General features: G+C 62.0%; 19 protein-coding genes. 11 read left to right on the top strand and 8 right to left on the bottom strand.

The window, feature by feature from the left end:
* The first annotated feature begins 48 nt into the window (after nt 1-48).
* Nucleotides 49-1,620 (top strand): SulP family inorganic anion transporter, encoded by a 1,572-nt coding sequence (locus tag DM813_RS03580; protein WP_128322050.1) that lies wholly within the window; start codon nt 49-51, stop codon nt 1,618-1,620.
* A 7-nt stretch (nt 1,621-1,627) separates the two neighbouring features.
* Here DM813_RS03580 and aroE read toward each other — a convergent pair whose 3' ends face one another.
* Both aroE and hemF read right to left on the bottom strand, forming a co-directional pair.
* Nucleotides 1,628-2,452 (bottom strand): shikimate dehydrogenase, encoded by an 825-nt coding sequence (aroE, locus tag DM813_RS03575; protein WP_128322049.1) that lies wholly within the window; start codon nt 2,450-2,452, stop codon nt 1,628-1,630.
* Between the two features lie 52 nt (nt 2,453-2,504).
* Nucleotides 2,505-3,431, bottom strand: coding sequence for an oxygen-dependent coproporphyrinogen oxidase (gene hemF / locus DM813_RS03570; protein WP_128322048.1), 927 nt, complete (start codon nt 3,429-3,431; stop codon nt 2,505-2,507).
* A gap of 129 nt (nt 3,432-3,560) precedes the next feature.
* Here hemF and DM813_RS03565 point away from each other — a divergent pair, with 129 nt between their 5' ends.
* On the top strand, nt 3,561-4,538 hold the full coding sequence (locus tag DM813_RS03565) for an NADPH:quinone reductase (protein ID WP_128322047.1): 978 nt from the start codon (nt 3,561-3,563) through the stop codon (nt 4,536-4,538).
* Between the two features lie 35 nt (nt 4,539-4,573).
* On the opposite strand, the gene DM813_RS03560 is transcribed toward DM813_RS03565, so the two are convergent.
* The gene (locus DM813_RS03560) at nt 4,574-5,131 is read right to left on the bottom strand and encodes an L-threonylcarbamoyladenylate synthase (RefSeq protein ID WP_128322046.1); all 558 of its coding nucleotides are present in this window, start codon (nt 5,129-5,131) and stop codon (nt 4,574-4,576) included.
* Nucleotides 5,132-5,168: 37 nt separating this feature from the next.
* Nucleotides 5,169-6,275 (bottom strand): DNA-processing protein DprA, encoded by a 1,107-nt coding sequence (gene dprA / locus DM813_RS03555; protein ID WP_431311901.1) that lies wholly within the window; start codon nt 6,273-6,275, stop codon nt 5,169-5,171.
* A gap of 243 nt (nt 6,276-6,518) precedes the next feature.
* Between dprA and def the strand changes: the two genes are divergently transcribed.
* From def to DM813_RS03530, 5 genes are read left to right on the top strand one after another with little or no spacing between them, the layout of a single operon-like run.
* Entirely contained in the window at nt 6,519-7,025 is a 507-nt protein-coding gene (def, locus tag DM813_RS03550) for a peptide deformylase (protein ID WP_128322044.1), read from the top strand.
* Nucleotides 7,026-7,082: 57 nt separating this feature from the next.
* Complete coding sequence (fmt, locus tag DM813_RS03545; RefSeq protein ID WP_128322043.1) at nt 7,083-8,015, top strand: methionyl-tRNA formyltransferase; 933 nt, start codon at nt 7,083-7,085, stop codon at nt 8,013-8,015.
* Nucleotides 8,012-9,322 (top strand): 16S rRNA (cytosine(967)-C(5))-methyltransferase RsmB, encoded by a 1,311-nt coding sequence (gene rsmB, locus DM813_RS03540; protein ID WP_128322042.1) that lies wholly within the window; start codon nt 8,012-8,014, stop codon nt 9,320-9,322. The genes fmt and rsmB overlap by 4 nt, the downstream gene beginning before the upstream one ends.
* A gap of 19 nt (nt 9,323-9,341) precedes the next feature.
* Complete coding sequence (gene trkA / locus DM813_RS03535; protein WP_128322041.1) at nt 9,342-10,715, top strand: Trk system potassium transporter TrkA; 1,374 nt, start codon at nt 9,342-9,344, stop codon at nt 10,713-10,715.
* An 11-nt stretch (nt 10,716-10,726) separates the two neighbouring features.
* The gene (locus tag DM813_RS03530) at nt 10,727-11,038 is read left to right on the top strand and encodes a tetratricopeptide repeat protein (protein ID WP_128322040.1); all 312 of its coding nucleotides are present in this window, start codon (nt 10,727-10,729) and stop codon (nt 11,036-11,038) included.
* Between the two features lie 140 nt (nt 11,039-11,178).
* Here DM813_RS03530 and DM813_RS03525 read toward each other — a convergent pair whose 3' ends face one another.
* Both DM813_RS03525 and DM813_RS03520 read right to left on the bottom strand, forming a co-directional pair.
* Nucleotides 11,179-12,066: a lysophospholipid acyltransferase gene (locus DM813_RS03525; RefSeq protein WP_128322039.1), complete on the bottom strand. Its 888-nt coding sequence runs from the start codon at nt 12,064-12,066 to the stop codon at nt 11,179-11,181.
* A 39-nt stretch (nt 12,067-12,105) separates the two neighbouring features.
* Nucleotides 12,106-12,657, bottom strand: coding sequence for a DNA-3-methyladenine glycosylase I (locus tag DM813_RS03520; RefSeq protein ID WP_128322038.1), 552 nt, complete (start codon nt 12,655-12,657; stop codon nt 12,106-12,108).
* A gap of 82 nt (nt 12,658-12,739) precedes the next feature.
* On the opposite strand from DM813_RS03520, the gene glyQ reads away from it, so the two are divergent.
* From glyQ to DM813_RS03500, 4 genes are all read left to right on the top strand, one after another.
* Nucleotides 12,740-13,687, top strand: a complete 948-nt coding sequence (glyQ, locus tag DM813_RS03515) for a glycine--tRNA ligase subunit alpha (protein WP_164897201.1) — start codon at nt 12,740-12,742, stop codon at nt 13,685-13,687.
* Nucleotides 13,684-15,738, top strand: coding sequence for a glycine--tRNA ligase subunit beta (gene glyS / locus DM813_RS03510; RefSeq protein ID WP_128322036.1), 2,055 nt, complete (start codon nt 13,684-13,686; stop codon nt 15,736-15,738). The genes glyQ and glyS overlap by 4 nt, the downstream gene beginning before the upstream one ends.
* A 3-nt stretch (nt 15,739-15,741) precedes the next feature.
* Nucleotides 15,742-16,275 carry a D-glycero-beta-D-manno-heptose 1,7-bisphosphate 7-phosphatase gene (gene gmhB, locus DM813_RS03505; protein WP_128322035.1) on the top strand — a complete coding sequence of 178 codons (534 nt, stop codon included), beginning with the start codon at nt 15,742-15,744 and terminating at the stop codon, nt 16,273-16,275.
* A gap of 61 nt (nt 16,276-16,336) precedes the next feature.
* Entirely contained in the window at nt 16,337-17,107 is a 771-nt protein-coding gene (locus DM813_RS03500) for a lysophospholipid acyltransferase family protein (RefSeq protein WP_128322034.1), read from the top strand.
* A 171-nt stretch (nt 17,108-17,278) separates the two neighbouring features.
* Here DM813_RS03500 and DM813_RS03495 read toward each other — a convergent pair whose 3' ends face one another.
* The gene (locus DM813_RS03495) at nt 17,279-18,901 is read right to left on the bottom strand and encodes an MFS transporter (RefSeq protein WP_128322033.1); all 1,623 of its coding nucleotides are present in this window, start codon (nt 18,899-18,901) and stop codon (nt 17,279-17,281) included.
* 100 nt (nt 18,902-19,001) lie between these two features.
* Complete coding sequence (locus DM813_RS03490) at nt 19,002-20,651, bottom strand: GMC family oxidoreductase (protein ID WP_128322032.1); 1,650 nt, start codon at nt 20,649-20,651, stop codon at nt 19,002-19,004.
* Nucleotides 20,652-20,731: the final 80 nt, after the last annotated feature.

Below are 20,731 nucleotides of genomic sequence, written 5' to 3'. Positions count from 1 at the left end.
GCCAGACATCGCACCCTGAGCAGCTTCTGCTTGCGATAGAGACTGTCCATGCTCCGGCTTGACCGCTACCGTCTGCTGCCTTTTCTGCGCTGGCTGCCCCTGCAGACCCGTGGCAGCGTCCGTCGTGATCTGCTGGTGGGGCTGAGCGGCGCCATTCTGGCTTTGCCACAATCGATCGCCTACGCCCTGATCGCCGGCCTGCCAGCCGAATACGGGCTCTACGCGGCCATCGTGCCAGTGCTGATTGCGTGCCTGTGGGGGTCTTCCTGGCACCTGATCTGCGGGCCGACCGCTGCGATTTCCATCGTCCTCTATGCCAGCGTCAGCCCCTTGGCGGTCAACGGCAGCGACGACTACATCACCCTGATCCTCTTACTGACATTCCTCGCCGGGGTGTTTCAGTGGTTGCTGGGGATGTTGCGTTTCGGCGCACTGGTCAACTTCGTTTCACACGCCGTGGTGCTCGGCTTCACCCTCGGTGCCGCCGTGGTCATCGCCCTGGGGCAACTGCCGAACCTGATGGGCATGGACCTGCCCAGCAAGGCCACGGCATTGAAAACCCTGGGAGGCCTCCTGGAGCACGCAGGCGATGTAGATTGGCCTTCTGTAAGCCTTGGGTTGGGCACCCTGATACTCGGCATCGCCCTGAAATTGCTAAGGCCGCGCTGGCCCGGCCTGTTGATAACCCTGAGTGTTGCCAGCCTGCTGGTCTGGCTGCTACCTGACGTATTCGCGCATGTGCAATTGGTACCCGGCTTTGTTGGCCAGTTGCCGCCCCTGAGCCCGTTGCCGCTGCTGGATGTCGAGCTGATCCTGCGCCTGCTGCCCAGTGCCGTGGCGGTGGGCATGCTGGGGCTGGTCACCAGCCTGTCGATTGCCCGTTCGCTGTCGTCGCGTTCGGAGCAATTGATCGACGCCAATCAGGAAATCCGCGGCCAGGGCCTGTCAAACATGGTCGGCAGCTGGTTCTCCGGTTACCTGTCTTCAGGCTCCTTTACCCGTTCAGGGCTCAGTTACGAAGCCGGTGCGCGCTCGCCCTTGGCCGGGGTGTTCTCGGCGCTCTGGGTGGCGCTGTTCGCCGTGGCCGGCGCGCGACTGATCGCGCATATCCCAATCCCGGCAATGGCTGGCAGCATCCTGCTGATCTGCTGGGGGCTGGTTGACCTGCAAGCGATCCGCGCGTTGTTCCGGGTCAGCCGTGCCGAGTTCCTGGTCATGGCCCTGACTGCGACTGCCACTTTGCTGCTGGAGCTGCAAACGGCGATCTATGCCGGGGTCCTGGCCTCGCTGTTTTTCTACCTCAAGCGCACTTCACGCCCTCGGGTGCAGCAAACGCGCGAGGGCGATGCCGACGTGCTACGTGTGGGCGGTTCGATTTTCTTTGGCGCCAGCCATTACCTGCAAGTGCGCCTGCAACGCTGCCAGGGTCCTGATGTGGTTATCGATGCCCGGCAGATCAACTTCATCGACTATTCCGGCGTCGACATGCTCCACCGTGAAGCCCGTCGTCTGGCCCGGGCAGGTGGCAGCCTGACGTTGCATCGCGCACGCCCGCAGGTAATCGAAGAATTGCACAAGCTGGAAGGGGCAGCGCACTGCCCGATCCGCTTCGAAGAGTGAGGCTAGCTCAAGCCCGCGCCAATTGACGGCGCAGCTCGTCCAGTACCGGAGCAGTGTCCGGACGCACGCCGCGCCAGATGAAGAACGCTTCGGCGGCCTGTTCGGCAAGCATGCCCAGCCCATCCAGGACCTTGGCAGCCTTGTGTTCCGTGGCCCAACGACAAAACGGCGTCGGCTCTTTGCCATACATCATGTCGTAGCACACGGTTTTACCCGGCGCGATCAGGTCCGCAGAGATCGGCGGCAGCTCGCCGGCAAGGCTGGCGGAGGTGGCATTGATGATCAGGTCGACAGGCTCTTGCAGCCAGCTGAAGCCACTGGCCGCCACCGGGCCGAGGTCGGCGAACTCGCGAGCCAGCTGCTCGGCCTTTTCCACCGTACGGTTGGCGATGATCAGGGACGCCGGGTTGTGTGCCAGCAAGGGCTCCAGTACGCCACGCACGGCACCGCCAGCGCCAAGCAAGAGGATGCGTTTGCCCGTCAGTTGCACACCGGCATTGACCGTCAGATCTCGCACAAGCCCGGCGCCGTCGGTGTTATCACCCTGCAGGGTGCCATCAGCCAGCTTGCTCAGGGTATTGACCGCACCCGCCCGCTGCGCGCGTGGCGTCAGGCTGTCGACCAGGCGATAGGCTTCTTCCTTGAAGGGCACCGTGACGTTGGCCCCCAGGCCCTGCTTGAAAAAGCCCTGGGCGCACATGCTGAAATCGTCCAGTGGCGCCAGCAAGGTGCTGTATTCCAGCTGCTGGCCGGTCTGGTCGGCAAACAGCCGGTGAATCAACGGCGACTTGCTGTGGCCGATCGGGTTGCCAAATACAACGTACTGGTCCATTCACGCAGTTCCTGAGTCAAATTCAAGCGGGCCGGAAGTTATCCACAAGGCATCAGTGAGCGGCTTTGGCCTCGCCAAGCCAGTCGCGGTCCTGCAGGAAGTACTCGGTCAGGCGGGCTTCTTCACTGCCAGGTGCGGCCTTCCAATCGTACCCCCAACGCACCTGCGGTGGCAGCGACATGAGGATCGATTCGGTACGACCGCCAGACTGCAGGCCGAACAGGGTGCCGCGGTCGTAGACCAGGTTGAACTCGACGTAGCGGCCGCGACGGAATTCCTGGAATTCACGCTGCTCGGCGGTGTAGGCCATGGCCTTGCGGCGCTGGACGATCGGCAGGTAAGCCTCGATGTAGGCGTCGCCAATGGCACGGATGAAGGCAAAGCAGGTATCGAAGTCCCACTCGTTGAGGTCATCGAAGAACAGGCCGCCGATGCCGCGTGGCTCTCCACGGTGCTTGAGGTGGAAGTAGCGGTCGCACCAGGCCTTGTAGCGCGGGTAGACGTCAGCGCCGAACGGCGCACAGGCGCGCTCGGCGACCTGGTGCCAGTGCAGGCAGTCTTCTTCGTTGCCGTAATAAGGCGTCAGGTCGAAACCACCGCCGAACCACCAGACCGCTTCCTCACCTTCTTTCTCGGCGATGAAGAACCGCACATTGGCATGCGAGGTTGGCACATGCGGGTTGTGCGGGTGGATCACCAGCGATACGCCCAGGGCCTCGAAACCACGCCCGGCCAGTTCCGGCCGATGGGCACTGGCCGACGGTGGCAGGCCGCTGCCGAACACGTGGGAGAAGTTCACGCCGCCCTTTTCGACGACATTGCCATTTCCGATCACCCGGGTCCGTCCACCGCCGCCAGCCTCACGCGTCCAGGCATCTTCGACAAAGCGGGCGCCACCGTCTTCAGCTTCGAGGGCGGCACAAATACGGTCTTGCAGGTCGAGCAGGTAGGCTTTCACGGCCTCGGTGCGGCTAGTCATCAGGTCACCTGGAAGCGGGCTTGAGCAAATTCGGCGCGTAGCATACCACCGGCTGCAGGCCGGTCGCAGTTGACGGCGATCAAGCAAAAGCGTCCGATAAGGGTTTTCGAGCCTGAAGGGAGAGTGCAGATGGCCAAGCGTATCCAGTTCAGCCAGCATGGGGGCCCGGAGGTCCTGCAACTGGTCGATTTCGAACCCGCCGAGCCAGGCCCGCAGCAGGTCCGCGTACGCAACCAGGCCGTTGGTCTGAACTTCATCGACACCTACTTTCGCAGCGGCTTATATCACCCACCGGCACTGCCCTCAGGCTTGGGAACCGAAGGCGCCGGGGTGGTTGAAGCGGTCGGCGGACAGGTCACCCGGTTCAAGGTCGGTGATCGAGTTGCTTATGGCAGTGGCCCGTTGGGCGCCTACAGCGAAGTGCACGTGTTACCCGAAGCCAATCTGGTCAAACTCCCCGACACCATAAGTTTCGAACAGGCGGCCGCCGTCATGCTCAAAGGCCTGACGGTGCAGTACCTGTTCAAACAGACCTACGCCGTACAACTAGGCGACACCCTGCTGTTCCACGCCGCTGCCGGCGGTGTCGGCTCGCTGGCCTGCCAATGGGCCAAAGCCCTGGGAGCAAACCTGATCGGCACCGTCAGCTCGGCTGAAAAAGCCGAGCGCGCCAAAGCACTGGGCGCCTGGGCAACCATCGATTACAGCCGTGAAGACGTGGTGCAGCGAGTGCTGGCGCTGACCGATGGCAAAAAATGCCCGGTGGTGTATGACGGAGTTGGCCAGGACACCTGGCTGACATCGCTTGATTGCCTGGCACCGCGCGGACTGCTGGTCAGCTTCGGCAATGCGTCGGGTGCCGTCAGCGGGGTCAACCTGGGGATCCTGGCGCAGAAGGGCTCGCTGTACGTCACCCGACCGACCCTGGCCAGCTACGCCAACACGGCCGAGAACACTCAGGCGATGGCCGATGACCTGTTCGCAATGATCGCCAGTGGCAAGCTGGTGGTGGATATCCACCAGCGTTACCCACTGAGCGAAGCGGCCAAGGCTCAAGCTGAGCTGTCAGCAAGACGGACCGTGGGGTCCACCATTCTGTTGCCGTAAAAACCTGTAGGAACCAGCGGGCGGGCGAGGCTGCGTCAACCCGCCCGGACAACATCCCCGGTGGCCAGGTCACGAATCACGCTCGGATTGCGCCGACCACCCAATGCGCCGCCAAGGACCAGGTCCAGCTGCCCACGGAAGTACTGCTCTACGCGCAAGCGCGATTTCGCCGCTGGGCGCCCCTGCGGGTTGGCCGAGGTCGAGACCAACGGGCCAACCAGCGAACACAGCTCACGCACCACCGGATGATCACTGACACGCAGGGCAACCGTGTCGTGCTGCCCGGTGATCCATTCCGGCAACAGGTTCTGGTGCGGCACCAGCCAGGTATTGGGGCCCGGCCAGGTACTGCCCATGCGGTCCAGCCAGACCTCGGGAAAATCTTCAAACAGGAAGTCGAACTGGCGGATATTGTCGGCGATCAGGATCAAGCCCTTGTCGACCGAGCGCGACTTGATCGCCAGCAGGCGATCCACCGCTTCCTCGTTCCAGGGATCACAGCCCAGCCCCCAGACGGCCTCGGTTGGATAGGCAATCACCGCACCGGCCCGAATTTCACGCGCGGCTTGTTGCACACGCCAACTGCTCACCATTGCTATCTCTCCGCATAAAGGCTGATGAGCAGTGTACTTAGCCCGGCCGGGCAAACCAACGCCCAGCTTCATTACACACGCGTCCCGCCATTTCCAGTTCGGTCAACGCCGCCAGCACCTGGGGCAGCGGCCAACCGCTGCTGCTGGCCAGCGCTTCACTGGTGAGTGGCGCGGCCAGCAACAAATCTTCAAGCAGGTGTCGACTGCCAGCCGGTTCAGCGCCTTGCTGGGGCGGCAGGCGTTGCCATCCCTGCAGTGTCTCGACTATCTGCTCGACGTTTTCCACCAGCAATGCGCCATCGCGAATCAGCTGATGACAGCCCTTGGCCCCCGGATGGTGAATCGAGCCCGGGATGGCATACACCTCGCGCCCCTGTTCAGCCGCCAGCCGTGCAGTAATCAACGAACCGCTGGCCAGGCTCGCTTCGACCACCAGCACACCCAGCGACAAGCCACTGATGATGCGATTTCGTCGGGGAAAGTTGCCCGCCACCGGCCCGGCATCGAGGGGAAACTCGGAAACCACGGCGCTGCCTTGCTCGATCATCGCCGCCGCCAGCGACCGATGCTGTTGTGGATAAAATTTCTGCAGCCCGGTACCCAACACCCCGACGGTCTGCCCGCCAACGTCCAGTGCGCCCTGGTGAGCCGCACCGTCGACGCCCAGGGCCAGGCCGCTGGTAATCACGAACCCGGCCTGCGCAAGGTAACGGGAAAAGGCCGCCGCCGTGTCCAGCGCCGGGCGTGAGGCGCGGCGACTACCTACTATTGCCAGCTGAGGTTTTTCCAGCAGGGCAGGGTTGCCGGCCACAAACAACAGGGGCGGGGCGGCGTCCACTTCCGCCAGCAAGGCCGGATAGCCGGGCTCGTCCCACATCAGTACATGCCGGTCGCGGCGCTCTAGCCAGGCCAAAGCAGCCGCTGCACCCTCGCGCACTTCACGGCTGCGCCGGGCTTCGGCACTCTCGCAGGGGAGCTTCAGAGAACGCCAGGCACTGGCCGGCGCGCTTAGCGCCGCCGAGGCACTGCCGAAGGCTTGAAGGAGTGCGTGAAAACGCTGTGGCCCCAGAGACGGTAGACGGTGCAGGCGCAATCGCGCCTCAAGTTCGGCCGGCGAACACGCGTGCGAAGCTAGCTGTGACATGGCGATCATCCTTGATCGGGCGAGCCGGCCACGGCCTGCACAAGCTGTGGATAACTCTGTTGATAATACTTTGACAACCGGTTGAAAGATTTCTGCCAGTAGCTGCCATCCTGGCGTGCTGAGGCAGAGTGGGAAACGCTGCCTGAAACCTTAGCTGACCTTTGCCAGGTGCCGAATGCGCCGATTCCCTTTATTATGTGTATTCATGTTTGTAATTCATCGCACAGTGCAGCTCATACGCTTATGGCCATTCTGAACATTCTCGAATTCCCGGACCCGCGCCTTCGCACCATCGCCAAACCGGTGACGGAAGTCGACGACAGCATCCGCCAGTTGGTCGACGACATGTTTGAAACCATGTACGAAGCCCCTGGCATCGGCCTGGCCGCGACCCAGATCAACGTGCACAAGCGCGTCGTGGTCATGGACCTGAGCGAAGATCGCAGCGAGCCACGGGTGTTCATCAACCCTGAACTCGAGATGCTGACCGACGAAATGGATCAGTATCAGGAAGGCTGCCTGTCGGTGCCCGGTTTCTACGAAAACGTCGATCGTCCGGTACGGGTCAAGATCAAAGCGCTTGACCGTGACGGCAAGCCCTTCGAAGAAATCGCCGAAGGCCTGTTGGCCGTGTGCATCCAGCACGAATGTGATCACCTCAACGGCAAGTTGTTCGTCGACTACCTGTCGACGCTCAAACGCGACCGGATCAAGAAAAAGCTGGAAAAGCAGCACCGCCAGCAAGCTTGATCCCTTCTTTCAGAAGGCTTGCTCCGGCAAGCCTTTTTCTTTTTAAGCGAGAACTCCATGCGCATTGTCTTCGCAGGCACCCCAGAGTTTGCCGCCGAACACCTCAAGGCCTTAATCGACAGCCCCTATGACGTGGTTGCCGTTTACACCCAACCGGACCGTCCGGCCGGACGTGGGCAGAAACTGATGCCCAGTGCCGTGAAGCAGCTGGCTGTGGATAACGGCATCCAGGTCCTGCAACCGCCAACCCTGCGCAATGCCGAGGCTCAAGCGGAGCTCGCCGCCCTCAAGCCCGATCTGATGGTGGTGGTCGCCTATGGCCTGATCCTGCCACAAGCAGTGTTGGACATCCCGCGCCTGGGCTGCATCAACAGCCACGCCTCGCTGCTGCCACGCTGGCGCGGTGCTGCGCCGATCCAGCGTGCAGTCGAGGCCGGTGACAGCGAAAGCGGCGTGACCGTGATGCGCATGGAGGCCGGCCTCGATACCGGTCCGATGCTGCTCAAGGTCACCACCCCGATCAGCGCCAGCGATACTGGAGGCAGCCTGCACGATCGCCTCGCCGAAATGGGCCCGCCTGCCGTGCTGCAAGCCGTGGCAGGTCTGGCTGACGGTACGCTGCAAGGTGAGGTCCAGGACGACAGCCTGGCCACTTATGCACACAAGCTGAACAAGGACGAAGCACGCATCGACTGGAGCCGCCCGGCTGTCGAGCTGGAGCGCCTGGTTCGCGCCTTCAATCCCTGGCCGATCTGCCACAGCACCCTCAATGGCGAAGCCGTGAAAGTGCTGGCAGCCCACTTATCCACAGGCAGCGGCGCACCCGGTGAAATCCTCGGTGCCAGCAAAGACGGCCTGGTCATCGCCTGCGGTGAGCAAGCCCTTTGCCTGACCCGGCTGCAATTGCCCGGTGGCAAGGCGCTGAACTTCAGTGACCTGTTCAACAGCCGCCGCGAGAAATTCGCCGCCGGTATGGTGCTGGGTCAATGAATCCTCGTCTGGCAGCCGCCCGCGCCCTGGCGGCAGTACTCAGCGGCAAGGCTTCGCTGAACAGTTCGTTGCCCGCGCAACTGGACAAGGTCGAGCTACGTGACCGTGGCCTGACCCAGGACCTGGCATTTGGCACCGCACGCTGGCAGCCACGGCTGTCGGCCCTGGCCGAGCGCCTGCTGCAAAAGCCGTTCAAGAAAGCCGACGCCGACGTCGAAGCGCTGTTGCTGGTCGGTCTTTATCAGCTGCTGTACACCCGCATCCCGGCCCATGCCGCCCTGGGTGAAACCGTAGGCTGTGCCGACAAGCTGAAAAAGCCCTGGGCCAAGGCCTTGCTCAATGCCGTACTGCGCCGCGCCCAGCGCGAGAGCAGCGAGATCCTCGCCGAACTTGAGCGTGATCCGGTGGTGCGTACCGCCCACCCGCGCTGGTTGCAGAAGTCGCTCAAGGCGTTCTGGCCAGAACAATGGGAAGCCATCTGCGCCGCCAACAATGCCCATCCGCCGATGATCCTGCGGGTCAATCGCCGTCATCACAGCCGTGACGCCTACCTGGCACTGCTGCGCGAAGCCGGTACCGAAGCGGACCCGTGCCAGTACAGCATCGACGGCATTGTGCTGGCGCAAGCCTGCGATGTGCGCAGCCTGCCCGGCTTTGATCAAGGCTGGATCAGCGTACAGGACGAAGCCGCGCAACTGGCTGCCGACCTGCTTGACCTCGCCCCCGGCCAGCGCGTGCTCGATGCCTGCTGTGCCCCAGGCGGCAAGACCTGCCACCTGCTCGAAGCCCAGGCCGGTCTCGACGCCGTGGTCGCCATCGACCTCGAAGCCAAGCGCCTGACCCGCGTGCGCGAAAACCTCGACCGTCTTGGCCTGGATGCCCAACTGATCGCCTGCGATGCCCGCGACACCGCCAGTTGGTGGGACGGCAAGGGTTTCCAGCGCATCCTGCTGGATGCACCGTGCTCGGCAACCGGCGTGATTCGCCGCCATCCGGACATCAAGATGACCCGCCAGGCCGAAGACATTCCGGCTCTGGCCAGCTTGCAGGGAGAGTTGCTCGATGCCCTGTGGCCAACCCTCGAAGTCGGCGGCATCCTCCTGTATGCCACCTGCTCGACGCTGCCAACGGAAAACACCGAAGTCATCGAGGCCTTCCTCGCGCGCACCCCGGGTGCCCGTGAGCTGGACCTGGCGACCCAGGCCGGCCTGCGCCAGCCCCATGGCCGCCAGCTGCTGGCCCAGGAAGGCGGACACGATGGCTTCTACTATGCCAAGCTGATCAAAATCGCCGCCGCGCGCGGATAACCACAGAAGGGAAGAGTGGATGAAGATCATCATCCTCGGCGCAGGGCAGGTCGGCGGTACGCTGGCCGAGCACCTGGCCAGCGAAGCCAACGATATCACCGTGGTCGACACCGATGGTGACCGCCTGCGCGACCTCGGCGACCGACTGGACATCCGTACCGTCCAGGGTCGCGCCTCGTTCCCGACTGTATTGCGCCAGGCCGGCGCCGACGACGCCGACATGCTGGTGGCGGTGACCAACAGCGACGAGACCAACATGGTCGCCTGCCAGGTTGCCTACACCCTGTTCCACACCCCGACCAAGATCGCGCGCGTGCGTGAGTCGGCCTACCTGACCCGCGCCGGGCTGTTCGACAACGATGCCATTCCGGTGGACGTGCTGATCAGCCCCGAACAGGTGGTAACCCATTACATCAAGCGCCTGATTGAGCACCCGGGTGCCCTGCAGGTGATCGACTTCGCCGAAGGCAAGGCACAGCTGGTGGCGGTCAAGGCCTACTACGGTGGCCCGCTGGTCGGTCAGCAACTGCGCCAGATCCGCGAGCACATGCCCAACGTCGACACTCGCGTGGCGGCCATTTTCCGCCGCGACCGGCCGATCCTGCCCCAGGGCGATACCGTGATCGAGGCTGACGACGAGGTGTTCTTCATTGCTGCCAAAGCCCACATCCGCGCGGTAATGGGTGAGTTGCGGCGCATCGACGAGACCAACAAGCGAGTGGTCATCGCCGGTGGCGGGCAGATCGGCGAGCGCCTGGCCGAAGCCATCGAAAGCCGTTACCAGGTCAAGATCATCGAGATGAACCCGGCACGCTGCCGCTACCTCTCCGATACTCTGGACAGCACCGTGGTGTTGCAAGGCAGTGCCTCGGACCGCGACCTGATGCTCGAAGAGAATATTGCCGAGGCCGATATCTTCCTGGCGCTGACCAACGACGACGAAGCCAACATCATGTCCTCGCTGCTGGCCAAACGCCTGGGCGCGCGCAAGGTCATGACCATCATCAACAACCCGGCCTATGTCGACCTGGTTCAGGGCGGCGACATCGATATCGCCATCAGCCCCCAGCTGGCCACCATCGGCACTTTGCTAGCCCACGTGCGCCGCGGCGATATCGTCAGCGTGCACTCCCTGCGCCGTGGCGCCGCCGAGGCCATCGAAGCCATTGCCCACGGCGACTCGAAATCGAGCAAGGTCATCGGCAAGGCCATCGAAGATATCGCCCTGCCACCGGGCACCACCATTGGTGCGATCATCCGTGACGAAGAAGTGCTGATTGCCCACGACGACACGGTGATCGAAGCCGGCGACCATGTGATCCTCTTCGTTGTGGATAAAAAGTACATCCGTGACGTCGAGAAGCTGTTCCATGTAGGGTTGAGCTTCTTCTGAAGGAGCAGCACATGCGCGAATCACTGGAAAAGATGCTGGCCAAGGGTGTGGATAACGCCCTGCTGCGCTTTGGCCTCGGCAAGGCCTGGCTCGATGAAGGCAACGGCGCCGAGGCGGCAGTGCACCTGCAACGCTGCGTCGAGCTCGACCCGAAGTATTCGGCCGCGTGGAAGCTGCTGGGCAAGGCGTATCAGTTGCAGGGCGATAAAGCGGCAGCGCGCCAGGCCTGGGAACAGGGCCTGGAAGCGGCCACGGCCCACGGTGACAAGCAGGCCGAGAAAGAGATGACGGTGTTTCTCAAAAAGCTGGATAAAACCCTGTAGAAGCTGGTTTACCTGCGATCGGGCGCGCAGCGGCCGCAACACCTGAGTCCCCGGTTTGACAGATGCAACCGGGACTCAGGATTTACGACGGCTTCGCCGCCGATCGCAGGTAAACCAGCTCCTACACGAGCAGTGCGCCTTCAGTACCAGCGCGCCTCGCCTGGCGGACGCTTCTTGAAGCGCTTCATGCTCCACATGTACTGGCTCGGGTACGCGCGGACATAACGCTCGACCACTTGGCTCATGGCCGCCGCCGAGGTCTCGGTGTCTTCGCTGTACATGGCCTCGGGGGCCGCTTCCAGAATCACCTTGAAGCCGGAGCCGTCGGGCAGACGCAGAGCATGCAGGAACACCCCGACCGCCTTGCCGCCCGCCAGCATGTTGGGAACGAATTTGCTGGTCAGGGCCTTGGTGGCGAAGAACGGCACGAAGATACCTGCCGATTCAGCTGGCTCCGGATCCGCTGGAATGCCCACCTGGCCACCTTTGCGCACTTCCTTGATGATGCTCAGGATGCCTTCTTTGGTCGACGCCGCCACGCGGTTGCCCAGCTGTACGCGTTGCTCGCGCAACAAGTCATCGACCGCCTTGAGCTTGGGCGGGCGGTAGAAAATGATCGGTTTGCACTGGTTGCAATAGAAGTGGTTGAGCACTTCCCAGTTACCCAGGTGGCTGGTGATGCCGACCACACCCTTGCCTGAAGCCAGGGCCGCCTGCAGCACTTCCAGGCCTTCGACTTCACGAACCAGGGCAATCGAGCGCTGGGCTGGCCAGATCCAGGCACAGGCGCTTTCGGTAAAGGATTTGCCGATGTCCATCAGGGTACGGCCGACCAGTTGCTCGCGTGCAGCCGGGTCCATCTCGGGAAAACACTTGGCCAGGTTGATGCGCACCACGTTGCGTGAGCTGTTGGGCACCTTCCACATGATCCAGCCGATGGCTGCGCCGACCCGCTGCACCGCGCCCCAGGGGAGCTTGGCAAACAACCGCAACGCCCCGACCATCAAGGCGCCTTTGAATTTATCCACAGGCTGGTTCCTCTCTTTGCAAGCCGGCCATTGTACCCCTCAGCGCAGCAAAGCGGCGTAGCGATCACAATCGGTGGTGTGGTCCATCACCATGCCGGTGGCCTGCATGAAGGCGTAGCAGATCGTCGGGCCGACGAAGGTGAAGCCGGCTTTTTGCAGCGCCTTGCTCATGGCCTTGGCCTCATCGGTGACCGCCGGCACATCGCTGCGCTGGCTGAAATGGTTGATCTTCGGCGCACCGCCGACAAACGACCAGAGCCATTCCCCCGGGCTCTCCAGCGCCAGCCAGGCCCGCGCATTGCGCCGGGCGGCATTGAGCTTGAGGCGGTTACGGATGATGCCGGGGTCGAGCATCCGCTCCTCGATTTCACCGTCGCTCATCTGTGCCAGGCGCTCGGGATCGAAGCCGAACAGCACCTCGCGATAGCGTTCGCGCTTTTTCAGCACGGTGATCCACGACAACCCGGCCTGGAAGCCCTCGAGCAACAGCATCTCGAACAGCTGCGCCGGGTCGCGCTGTGGCGTTCCCCACTCCTGATCGTGATACGCCTGGTAAAGCGGATCGTCGGTACACCAAAAGCAACGTGGCATAAGGCTCCAAGGGTAGAGGCTCGAGCGAATCGGGTTATACTCCCGCTCTTTATATTCGCAGCCCTAGAAACAGGTGAATTTCGTGAGCCAGCCTACGCCAGCCGTGCGTACCTTCCAAGACTTGATCCTCGCCCTGCAAAACTACTGGGCGGAGCAAGGTTGTGTGGTGCTTCAGCCCTACGATATGGAAGTAGGCGCCGGCACTTTCCATACCGCCACGTTCCTGCGCGCCGTCGGCCCGGAAACCTGGAACGCCGCCTACGTACAGCCGAGCCGTCGCCCGGCTGACGGTCGTTACGGCGAAAACCCCAACCGTTTGCAGCACTACTACCAGTTCCAGGTAGTACTGAAGCCGAACCCGGCGAACTTCCAGGAACTGTACCTGGGTTCGCTCAAAGCCATCGGTCTCGACCCGCTGGTCCACGACATCCGTTTCGTCGAAGACAACTGGGAATCGCCAACCCTCGGCGCCTGGGGTCTGGGTTGGGAAATCTGGCTCAACGGCATGGAAGTCACCCAGTTCACCTACTTCCAGCAAGTGGGCGGCATCGAGTGCATGCCGGTCACCGGTGAAATCACCTATGGCCTTGAGCGTCTGGCCATGTACCTGCAAGGCGTCGACTCGGTCTACGACCTGGTCTGGGCCGACGGTCCGTTCGGCAAGGTGACCTACGGCGACGTGTTCCACCAGAACGAAGTGGAGCAGTCGACCTACAACTTCGAACACGCCAACGTCGAGAAACTGTTCGAGCTGTTCGACTTCTACGAAAGCGAAGCCAACCGCCTGATCGAGCTGGAGCTGCCGCTGCCGACCTACGAAATGGTCCTCAAGGCGTCGCATACTTTCAACCTGCTCGATGCTCGCCGTGCCATTTCGGTCACCGCGCGCCAGCAGTACATCCTGCGCGTACGTACCCTGGCCCGGGCCGTGGCGCAAAGCTACCTGCAAGCCCGCGCCAAGCTGGGCTTCCCGATGGCGACCCCTGAATTGCGTGATGAAGCATTGGCCAAGCTGGAGGCTGCACAATGAGTGCTCAAGATTTTCTGGTTGAACTGGGCACCGAAGAACTGCCGCCAAAAGCCCTCGGCGCCCTGGCCGACGCGTTCCTCGCCGGTATCGAAAAAGGCCTGCAGGCTGCCGGCCTGAACTACACAGGCAAGCAGGTCTACGCCGCACCGCGTCGCCTGGCCGTGCTGATTAGTCAGCTCGACACCCAGCAGCCAGATCGCAGCATCAACGTTGACGGCCCACCCCGTCAGGCGGCGTTCGACGCCGAAGGCAACCCGACCCAAGCAGCCCTTGGCTTCGCCAAGAAGTGCGGCGTAGAGCTATCGGATATCGACCAAAGCGGGCCGAAGCTGCGCTTCTCCCAGCACATCCCGGGCAAAGCCACTGCCAGCCTGCTGCCAACCATCGTCGAAGACTCGCTGAACGACCTGCCGATCCCGAAGCGCATGCGTTGGGGTGCGCGCAAGGAAGAGTTCGTGCGTCCGACCCAATGGCTGGTCATGCTGCTCGGTGACGACGTCGTCGACTGCACCATCCTTGCCCAGACCGCCGGCCGCCACTCCCGTGGCCACCGCTTCCACCACCCGGAAGACGTTCGCATCAGCGCCCCGGCCAACTACCTGGACGACCTGCGCAAAGCCTACGTGCTGGCCGACTTCGCCGAGCGTCGCGAGATTATCAGCAAGCGCACCGCCGAACTGGCGATGCAGCAGGAAGGCACTGCCATCGTGCCACCTGCGCTGCTCGATGAAGTGACCGCGCTGGTTGAATGGCCGGTACCGCTGGTGTGCTCGTTCGAGGAACGTTTCCTTGAAGTGCCGCAAGAAGCTCTGATCACCACCATGCAGGACAACCAGAAGTACTTCTGCCTGCTGGACGTCGACGGCAAGCTGCTGCCGCGCTTCATCACCGTCGCCAACGTCGAGAGCCGCGATCCGAAGCAGATCGTCGAAGGTAACGAGAAGGTTGTGCGCCCGCGCCTGACCGACGCCGAGTTCTTCTTCAAGCAAGACAAGAAGCAGCCGCTGGAAAGCTTCAACGAACGCCTCAAGAACGTGGTGTTCCAGGCACAGCTGGGCAGCGTCTACGACAAGGCCGTACGCGTCGGCAAACTGGCCGCTTTCATTGCCCAGCGCATTGGCGGCGACGCCCAGCGTGCAGCCCGCGCAGGCCTGCTGTCGAAGTGCGACCTGGCCACCGAGATGGTCGGCGAGTTCCCGGAAATGCAGGGTGTGGCCGGCTACTACTACGCCCTCAACGACGGCGAGCCGGAAGATGTCGCCCTGGCCCTGAACGAGCAGTACATGCCGCGCGGTGCCGGTGCCGAACTGCCGTCGACCCTGACCGGTGCGGCCGTGGCGATTGCCGACAAGCTCGACACCCTGGTCGGTATCTTCGGTATCGGCATGCTGCCAACCGGCAGCAAAGACCCTTACGCCCTGCGCCGCGCAGCGCTGGGCGTGCTGCGTATCCTGATCGAGAAGCAGCTGGACCTGAACCTGAACGAAGCAGTGGAGTTCGCCGTTGCCCAGTTCGGCGGCAGCGTAAAAGCTGCTGGCCTGGCCGATCAGGTACAGGAGTTCATCTTCGACCGCCTGCGCGCCCGTTACGAAGACGAAGGCATCGATGTTGCCACTTACCTGTCGGTACGTGCCTTGAAGCCAGGCTCGGCACTGGACTTCGACCAGCGCGTGCAGGCCGTACAGGCCTTCCGTCAGCTGCCTGAAGCCGCCGCCCTGGCCGCAGTGAACAAGCGCGTGTCGAACCTGTTGAGCAAGGCCGAAGGCGCCATCGCGGCCACCGTCGAGCCGAAGTACTTCGACAATGCCAACGAGTTCTCGCTGTACTCGGCCATCCAGCAAGCCGACCAGGCCGTGCAGCCCATGGCTGCTGCGCGTCAGTACAGTGAGTCGCTGGCACGTCTGGCAGCCCTGCGTGAACCGGTCGACGCCTTCTTCGAGGCGGTGATGGTCAACGCCGAGGACGCCAATGTACGGGCCAACCGTTACGCCTTGCTCAGCCGCCTGCGCGGTCTGTTCCTGGGCGTAGCCGACATCTCGCTGCTGGGGTAAGTCTTGAAACTGCTGATTCTCGATCGTGACGGGGTGATCAACCAGGACTCCGACGCCTACATCAAGTCGCTGGACGAGTGGATACCGATCCCTGGATCGATCGAGGCCATCGCGCAGTTGAGCAAGGCCGGCTGGACGGTGGCGGTTGCCACCAACCAGTCCGGCATCGCCCGTGGTTACTACGACCTGGCCACCCTCGAGGCCATGCATGCGCGCCTGCGCAGGCTGGTGGCCGAGCAGGGTGGCCAGGTTGGCCTGATCGTCTATTGCCCGCATGGCCCAGATGAAGGCTGCGATTGCCGCAAGCCGAAGCCGGGCATGTTGCGAACCATTGCCCGTCATTACCAGTCTGATCTGGCCGGCGTATGGTTTGTCGGTGATAGTAAGGGTGACCTGGAAGCCGCATTGACCGTCGATGCTCAACCGATTCTGGTAAAAACCGGAAAAGGCGAGAAGACCCTGAGCAAGGGCATTCCGCAAGGAACATTGATTTTCGATGATCTGGCAGCCATCGCCAGAGAACTTATCCACAAATAGCGCGTCTGCGAACCAGGCGCACTTTTACTAGGCGGGCAAGCCCGCAACGGTACATGCCGCTATGTCGATCCTGCAGGCGATCAGAATCTTTCTTTTTTACCTGCTACTGGGTACCAGCTCGTTGCTGTGGTGCACCCTGAGCTTTTTTATCGCGCCGTTTCTGCCGTTCAGTGCCCGTTATCGCTTCATCAACGTTTACTGGTGCCGCTTCGCACTGGTGTTGGTGCGGGTGTTCCTGAACATCAAGGTCAAGGTCAGCGGGGCTGAAAACATTCCCAAACAACCCTGTGTGATCCTCTCCAACCACCAGAGCACCTGGGAAACCTTCTTCCTTTCAGCCTATTTTTCGCCCTTGAGCCAGGTGCTCAAGCGTGAATTGCTGTACGTGCCGTTCTTCGGCTGGGCAATGGCCATGCTGCGCCCGATTGCCATTGACCGCGACAACCCCAAGGCAGCCCTCAAGCAGGTGGCCAGTGAAGGCGACAAGCTGCTTAAAGATGGCGTTTGGGTACTGATCTTCCCGGAAGGCACACGCGTGCCTTTCGGTCAGATCGGCAAATTCTCCCGCGGCGGTACCGCACTGGCGGTCAACGCAGGCCTGCCGGTGCTGCCGATTGCACACAACGCCGGCAAATTCTGGCCCAAGCAAGGCTGGGGTAAGCGCGCCGGTACTATCGAAGTGGTCATCGGTGCACCGATGTACGCCGAAGGCACGGGCCCTCGAGCCATCGCCGAGCTCAACGACCGCGCAGCAGCCTGGAACGAGCAGACCCAGCGCGACATGGGTTCATTGCCTGCAGCGGCACCCAACGCCGCCAAGGGTGTTGCCTGACGATCTGTGGATAACTTGTGTACAGTATTTTGAAAATTTTCTGCAGAATGATCTAAGTTATTAATTTTTATACTTATTTCTCTGCGTGACAATGTTCTGACAATCGTGCATAAGTTTTTCCTCGGCATAAAAAAACCGGCGCTTACGCCGGTTTTTTTGCCCGCTGATCACTCAGACCTTGTCGAGGTCTACATCGCGGGTTTCCTTCAGACAGAACAACCCGACCACCAGGCTCACACCGGTCACCAGTACCGGGTACCAAAGCCCGTAGAAGATGTCGCCGGTGTACACCACCAGGGCAAACGACACCGTGGGCAGGAAGCCGCCGAACCAGCCGTTGCCAATGTGATACGGCAGCGACATCGAGGTGTAGCGGATGCGGGTCGGGAACAGCTCGACCATCACTGCCGCCAACGGGCCATAGGTCATGGTGGCGATCAGGATCATGGCCACGATCAGCACCACCACCATGGTTTCGTTGACACTGGCAGGGTCTGCCTTGGCCGGGTAGCCGGCTTTTTCGATCGCGGCACGCAGCGCCGCTTCATCAAAGCCGTTGATACGCTGCTCGCCTACGGTCACTACCACTTCACTGCCTGGCGCCACGGATTCAGAGCTGTACGGCAGGCCTTGCTTGACCAGGAAGGTTTTGACCTTGTCGCATGGGCTGTCAAAACGTGCCTTGCCGACCGGGTCGAACTGGAAGGTGCAGCCTTGCGGATCGGCCATGACCACAATCGGCGCCTGGCGGCTGGCAGCGTCGATTTGCGGGTTGGCGTAATGGCTCAGCGCCTTGAACAGTGGGAAGTAGAGCAGGGTAGCCAACAGCAGGCCGAGCATCAGAATGGGTTTACGGCCGATGCGGTCCGACAGCCAGCCGAAGAACACAAAGAACGGCGCGCCGATGATCACGCTGATAATCAGCAAGGTATTGGCCTGGGCCGGGTCCATCTTGAGCATCTGTGTGAGGAAGAACAGCACGTAGAACTGCGCGGTGTAGAAAGTGACGGCTTGCCCTGCGTTGATGCTGAACAGCGCCGTGAGCACGATCTTGAGGTTGGCCCAGGACCCGAATGACTCACGGATCGGCGCCTTGCTGGTCTTGCCCTGGGCTTTCATTTTCACGAAAGCCGGTGATTCGTGCATGCTCATGCGAATCCAGGTTGAGATGGCGAGCAACACGATCGACAACAGGAACGGAAGGCGCCAGCCCCAGACTTCGAACTGATCCCCACTGATGTAGCGGCTGCCCAGCACAACCAGCAGCGACAGCAACAAGCCCAGGGTCGCCGTGGACTGGATAAAGCCGGTATGGAAACCCCGCTTGCCCGGTGGCGCGTGTTCGGCCACATAAGTCGCTGCGCCGCCATACTCACCGCCCAGCGCAAGGCCCTGAAGCATCCGCAGGATCACCAGAATGATCGGTGCCGCAATGCCGATGCTGGCGTAGGTAGGGAGCAGGCCAACGGCAAAGGTCGACAAGCCCATCAGCACGATGGTCACCAGGAAGGTGTACTTGCGTCCGATCATGTCCCCCAGGCGACCGAACACCAGTGCACCGAACGGCCGCACCAGAAAGCCGGCGGCGAAGGCCATCAAGGCAAAAATGAAGGCAGTGGTGTCGTTCACCCCGGCAAAGAACTGCTTGCTGATGACCGCGGCCAGTGCCCCGTACAAGAAAAAGTCATACCACTCGAACACCGTCCCGAGGGATGACGCGAAAATGATCTTGCGCTCTTCACGGCGGCTGTTGCTGGCCGCAACCGCGCCCTGCTCCTGAATATAATCCGACATCGTTGCTGTCCTCGGCCTTTAGGCCACAGTGATTATTCTTGTTGTTCCACTGCCGACGTCGGCAGACTGCGTCCGACGTCGTTGTTGCTACGCACCCTGATCAGGGCGTCGGTACGGCATTTTCTTCATCGCTTCGGGCTGTGGATAACGTCCCCCGGGTAATCAGTTGTGCCGCCTTTTCGGCAATCATCAAGGTCGGTGAGCAGGTATTGCCGGAAACAATCTGCGGCATGATCGAAGCATCGGCGATACGCAGCCCCGGTATGCCATGCACGCGTAACTGGTCATCCACCACATCCAGCGGCCCATGGCCCATTCGGCAGGTACCGACAGGGTGGAAAATGGTCGTGCCGATCTGGCCGGCGGCTTCGTGCAGTTGCTCTTCGCTCTGCAACTCGGGACCGGGCAGGTATTCACGCGGGCTGAATGCCGCCAGGGCAGGGGCCTGGACGATTGTGCGGGTGAGACGGATGGCTTGCGCGGCGACCTTCAGGTCTTGCGGGTCGCTCAGGTAGTTGGGGTCGATCAGCGGGGCGTCGTCCGGGTTGGCCGAGCGAATGTCGATACGCCCGCGGCTCGCCGGACGCAAGTTGCACACCGAGGCGGTAAACGCCGGGAAACGGTGCAGCGGCTCGCCGAAGCGTTCGAGCGACAGCGGTTGAACATGGTATTGCAGGTTGGCTGACGCCTGTTCCGGCCCGGAGCGAACAAAGGCCCCCAATTGGCTCGGTGCCATGGCCAGGGGGCCGCTGCGGTCGTAGAGATAGCGCAGGCCCATACCCAGCTTGCCCCAGGCACTGTTGGCCACCTGATTGAGGGTTCGCGCCCCGTTCACCTCGTAGATCAGACGTAGCTGCAGGTGATCCTGCAGGTTGCCACCCACTCCCGGTAATTCATGCCGGACAGTTATCCCCAGGCTCTCCAGCAAGCTTCGTGGGCCGATGCCAGAACGTTGCAAAATTCCAGGCGACCCCACCGCACCGGCACAGAGGATGATCTCGCGGCGGGCACTGAAGTTTTGCCAGTTGCCTTGCCAGCGCGCCCTCACTGCTGAAGCACGACCAGCATCAAGAATGACCTGATCGACCAGCACGTCGGTCAGCACAGTCAGGTTGGGACGGTGGCGCACCGGGCGAAGAAAGGCCTTGGCAGAGTTCCAGCGAACCCCGGAACGCTGGTTGACCTGAAAATATCCACAGCCCTGGTTATCCCCGGTGTTGAAGTCGGCGACGCTTTGAATTCCGCTCTGCGCTGCGGCTTCGCGAAACGCATCGAGGATCGGCCAGGCATAGCGTTGCTGCTCGACCCGCCATTCGCCCTGATCACCGTGCGCCTCACTGGCACCGGCGAAATGGTGTTCGCTGGCCTTGAACAGCGGCAATACGTCTTTCCAGGCCCAGCCGGCATTGCCCTGCTCGGCCCAGCGATCGTAGTCGCCGGCCTGGCCGCGCATGTAGATCATGCCGTTGATGGAGGAGCAGCCACCCAGCACCTTGCCCCGTGGATAACCCAGGGCGCGCCCGGCGAGGCCGGGTTGCGCTTCGGTCTTGAAGCACCAGTCGGTACGCGGGTTACCGATGCAATAGAGGTAGCCCACCGGGATGTGAATCCAGGGATAGTTGTCGCGACCGCCCGCCTCGAGCAACAACACCCGGCAGCCCGGGTCGGCAGACAATCGGTTGGCCAGCAGGCATCCGGCAGGGCCGGCACCCACGACCACATAGTCGTAGACAGGATCGGCTGATGGCATGGCAACCTCGCGCCTGATTATTATTCTTGTCGCAGTCCATGTTATTGATTAATTTCGAGATGAAAACGTTAGATTTCACT

Origin of the sequence: Pseudomonas alkylphenolica (assembly GCF_004025535.1) — a bacterium.
In the GTDB taxonomy this organism is placed as follows: Bacteria; Pseudomonadota; Gammaproteobacteria; order Pseudomonadales; family Pseudomonadaceae; genus Aquipseudomonas; species Aquipseudomonas alkylphenolica_A.
Note: the sequence above shows the minus strand (reverse complement) of the source record. Positions and strands in the feature narration are given on the sequence as shown.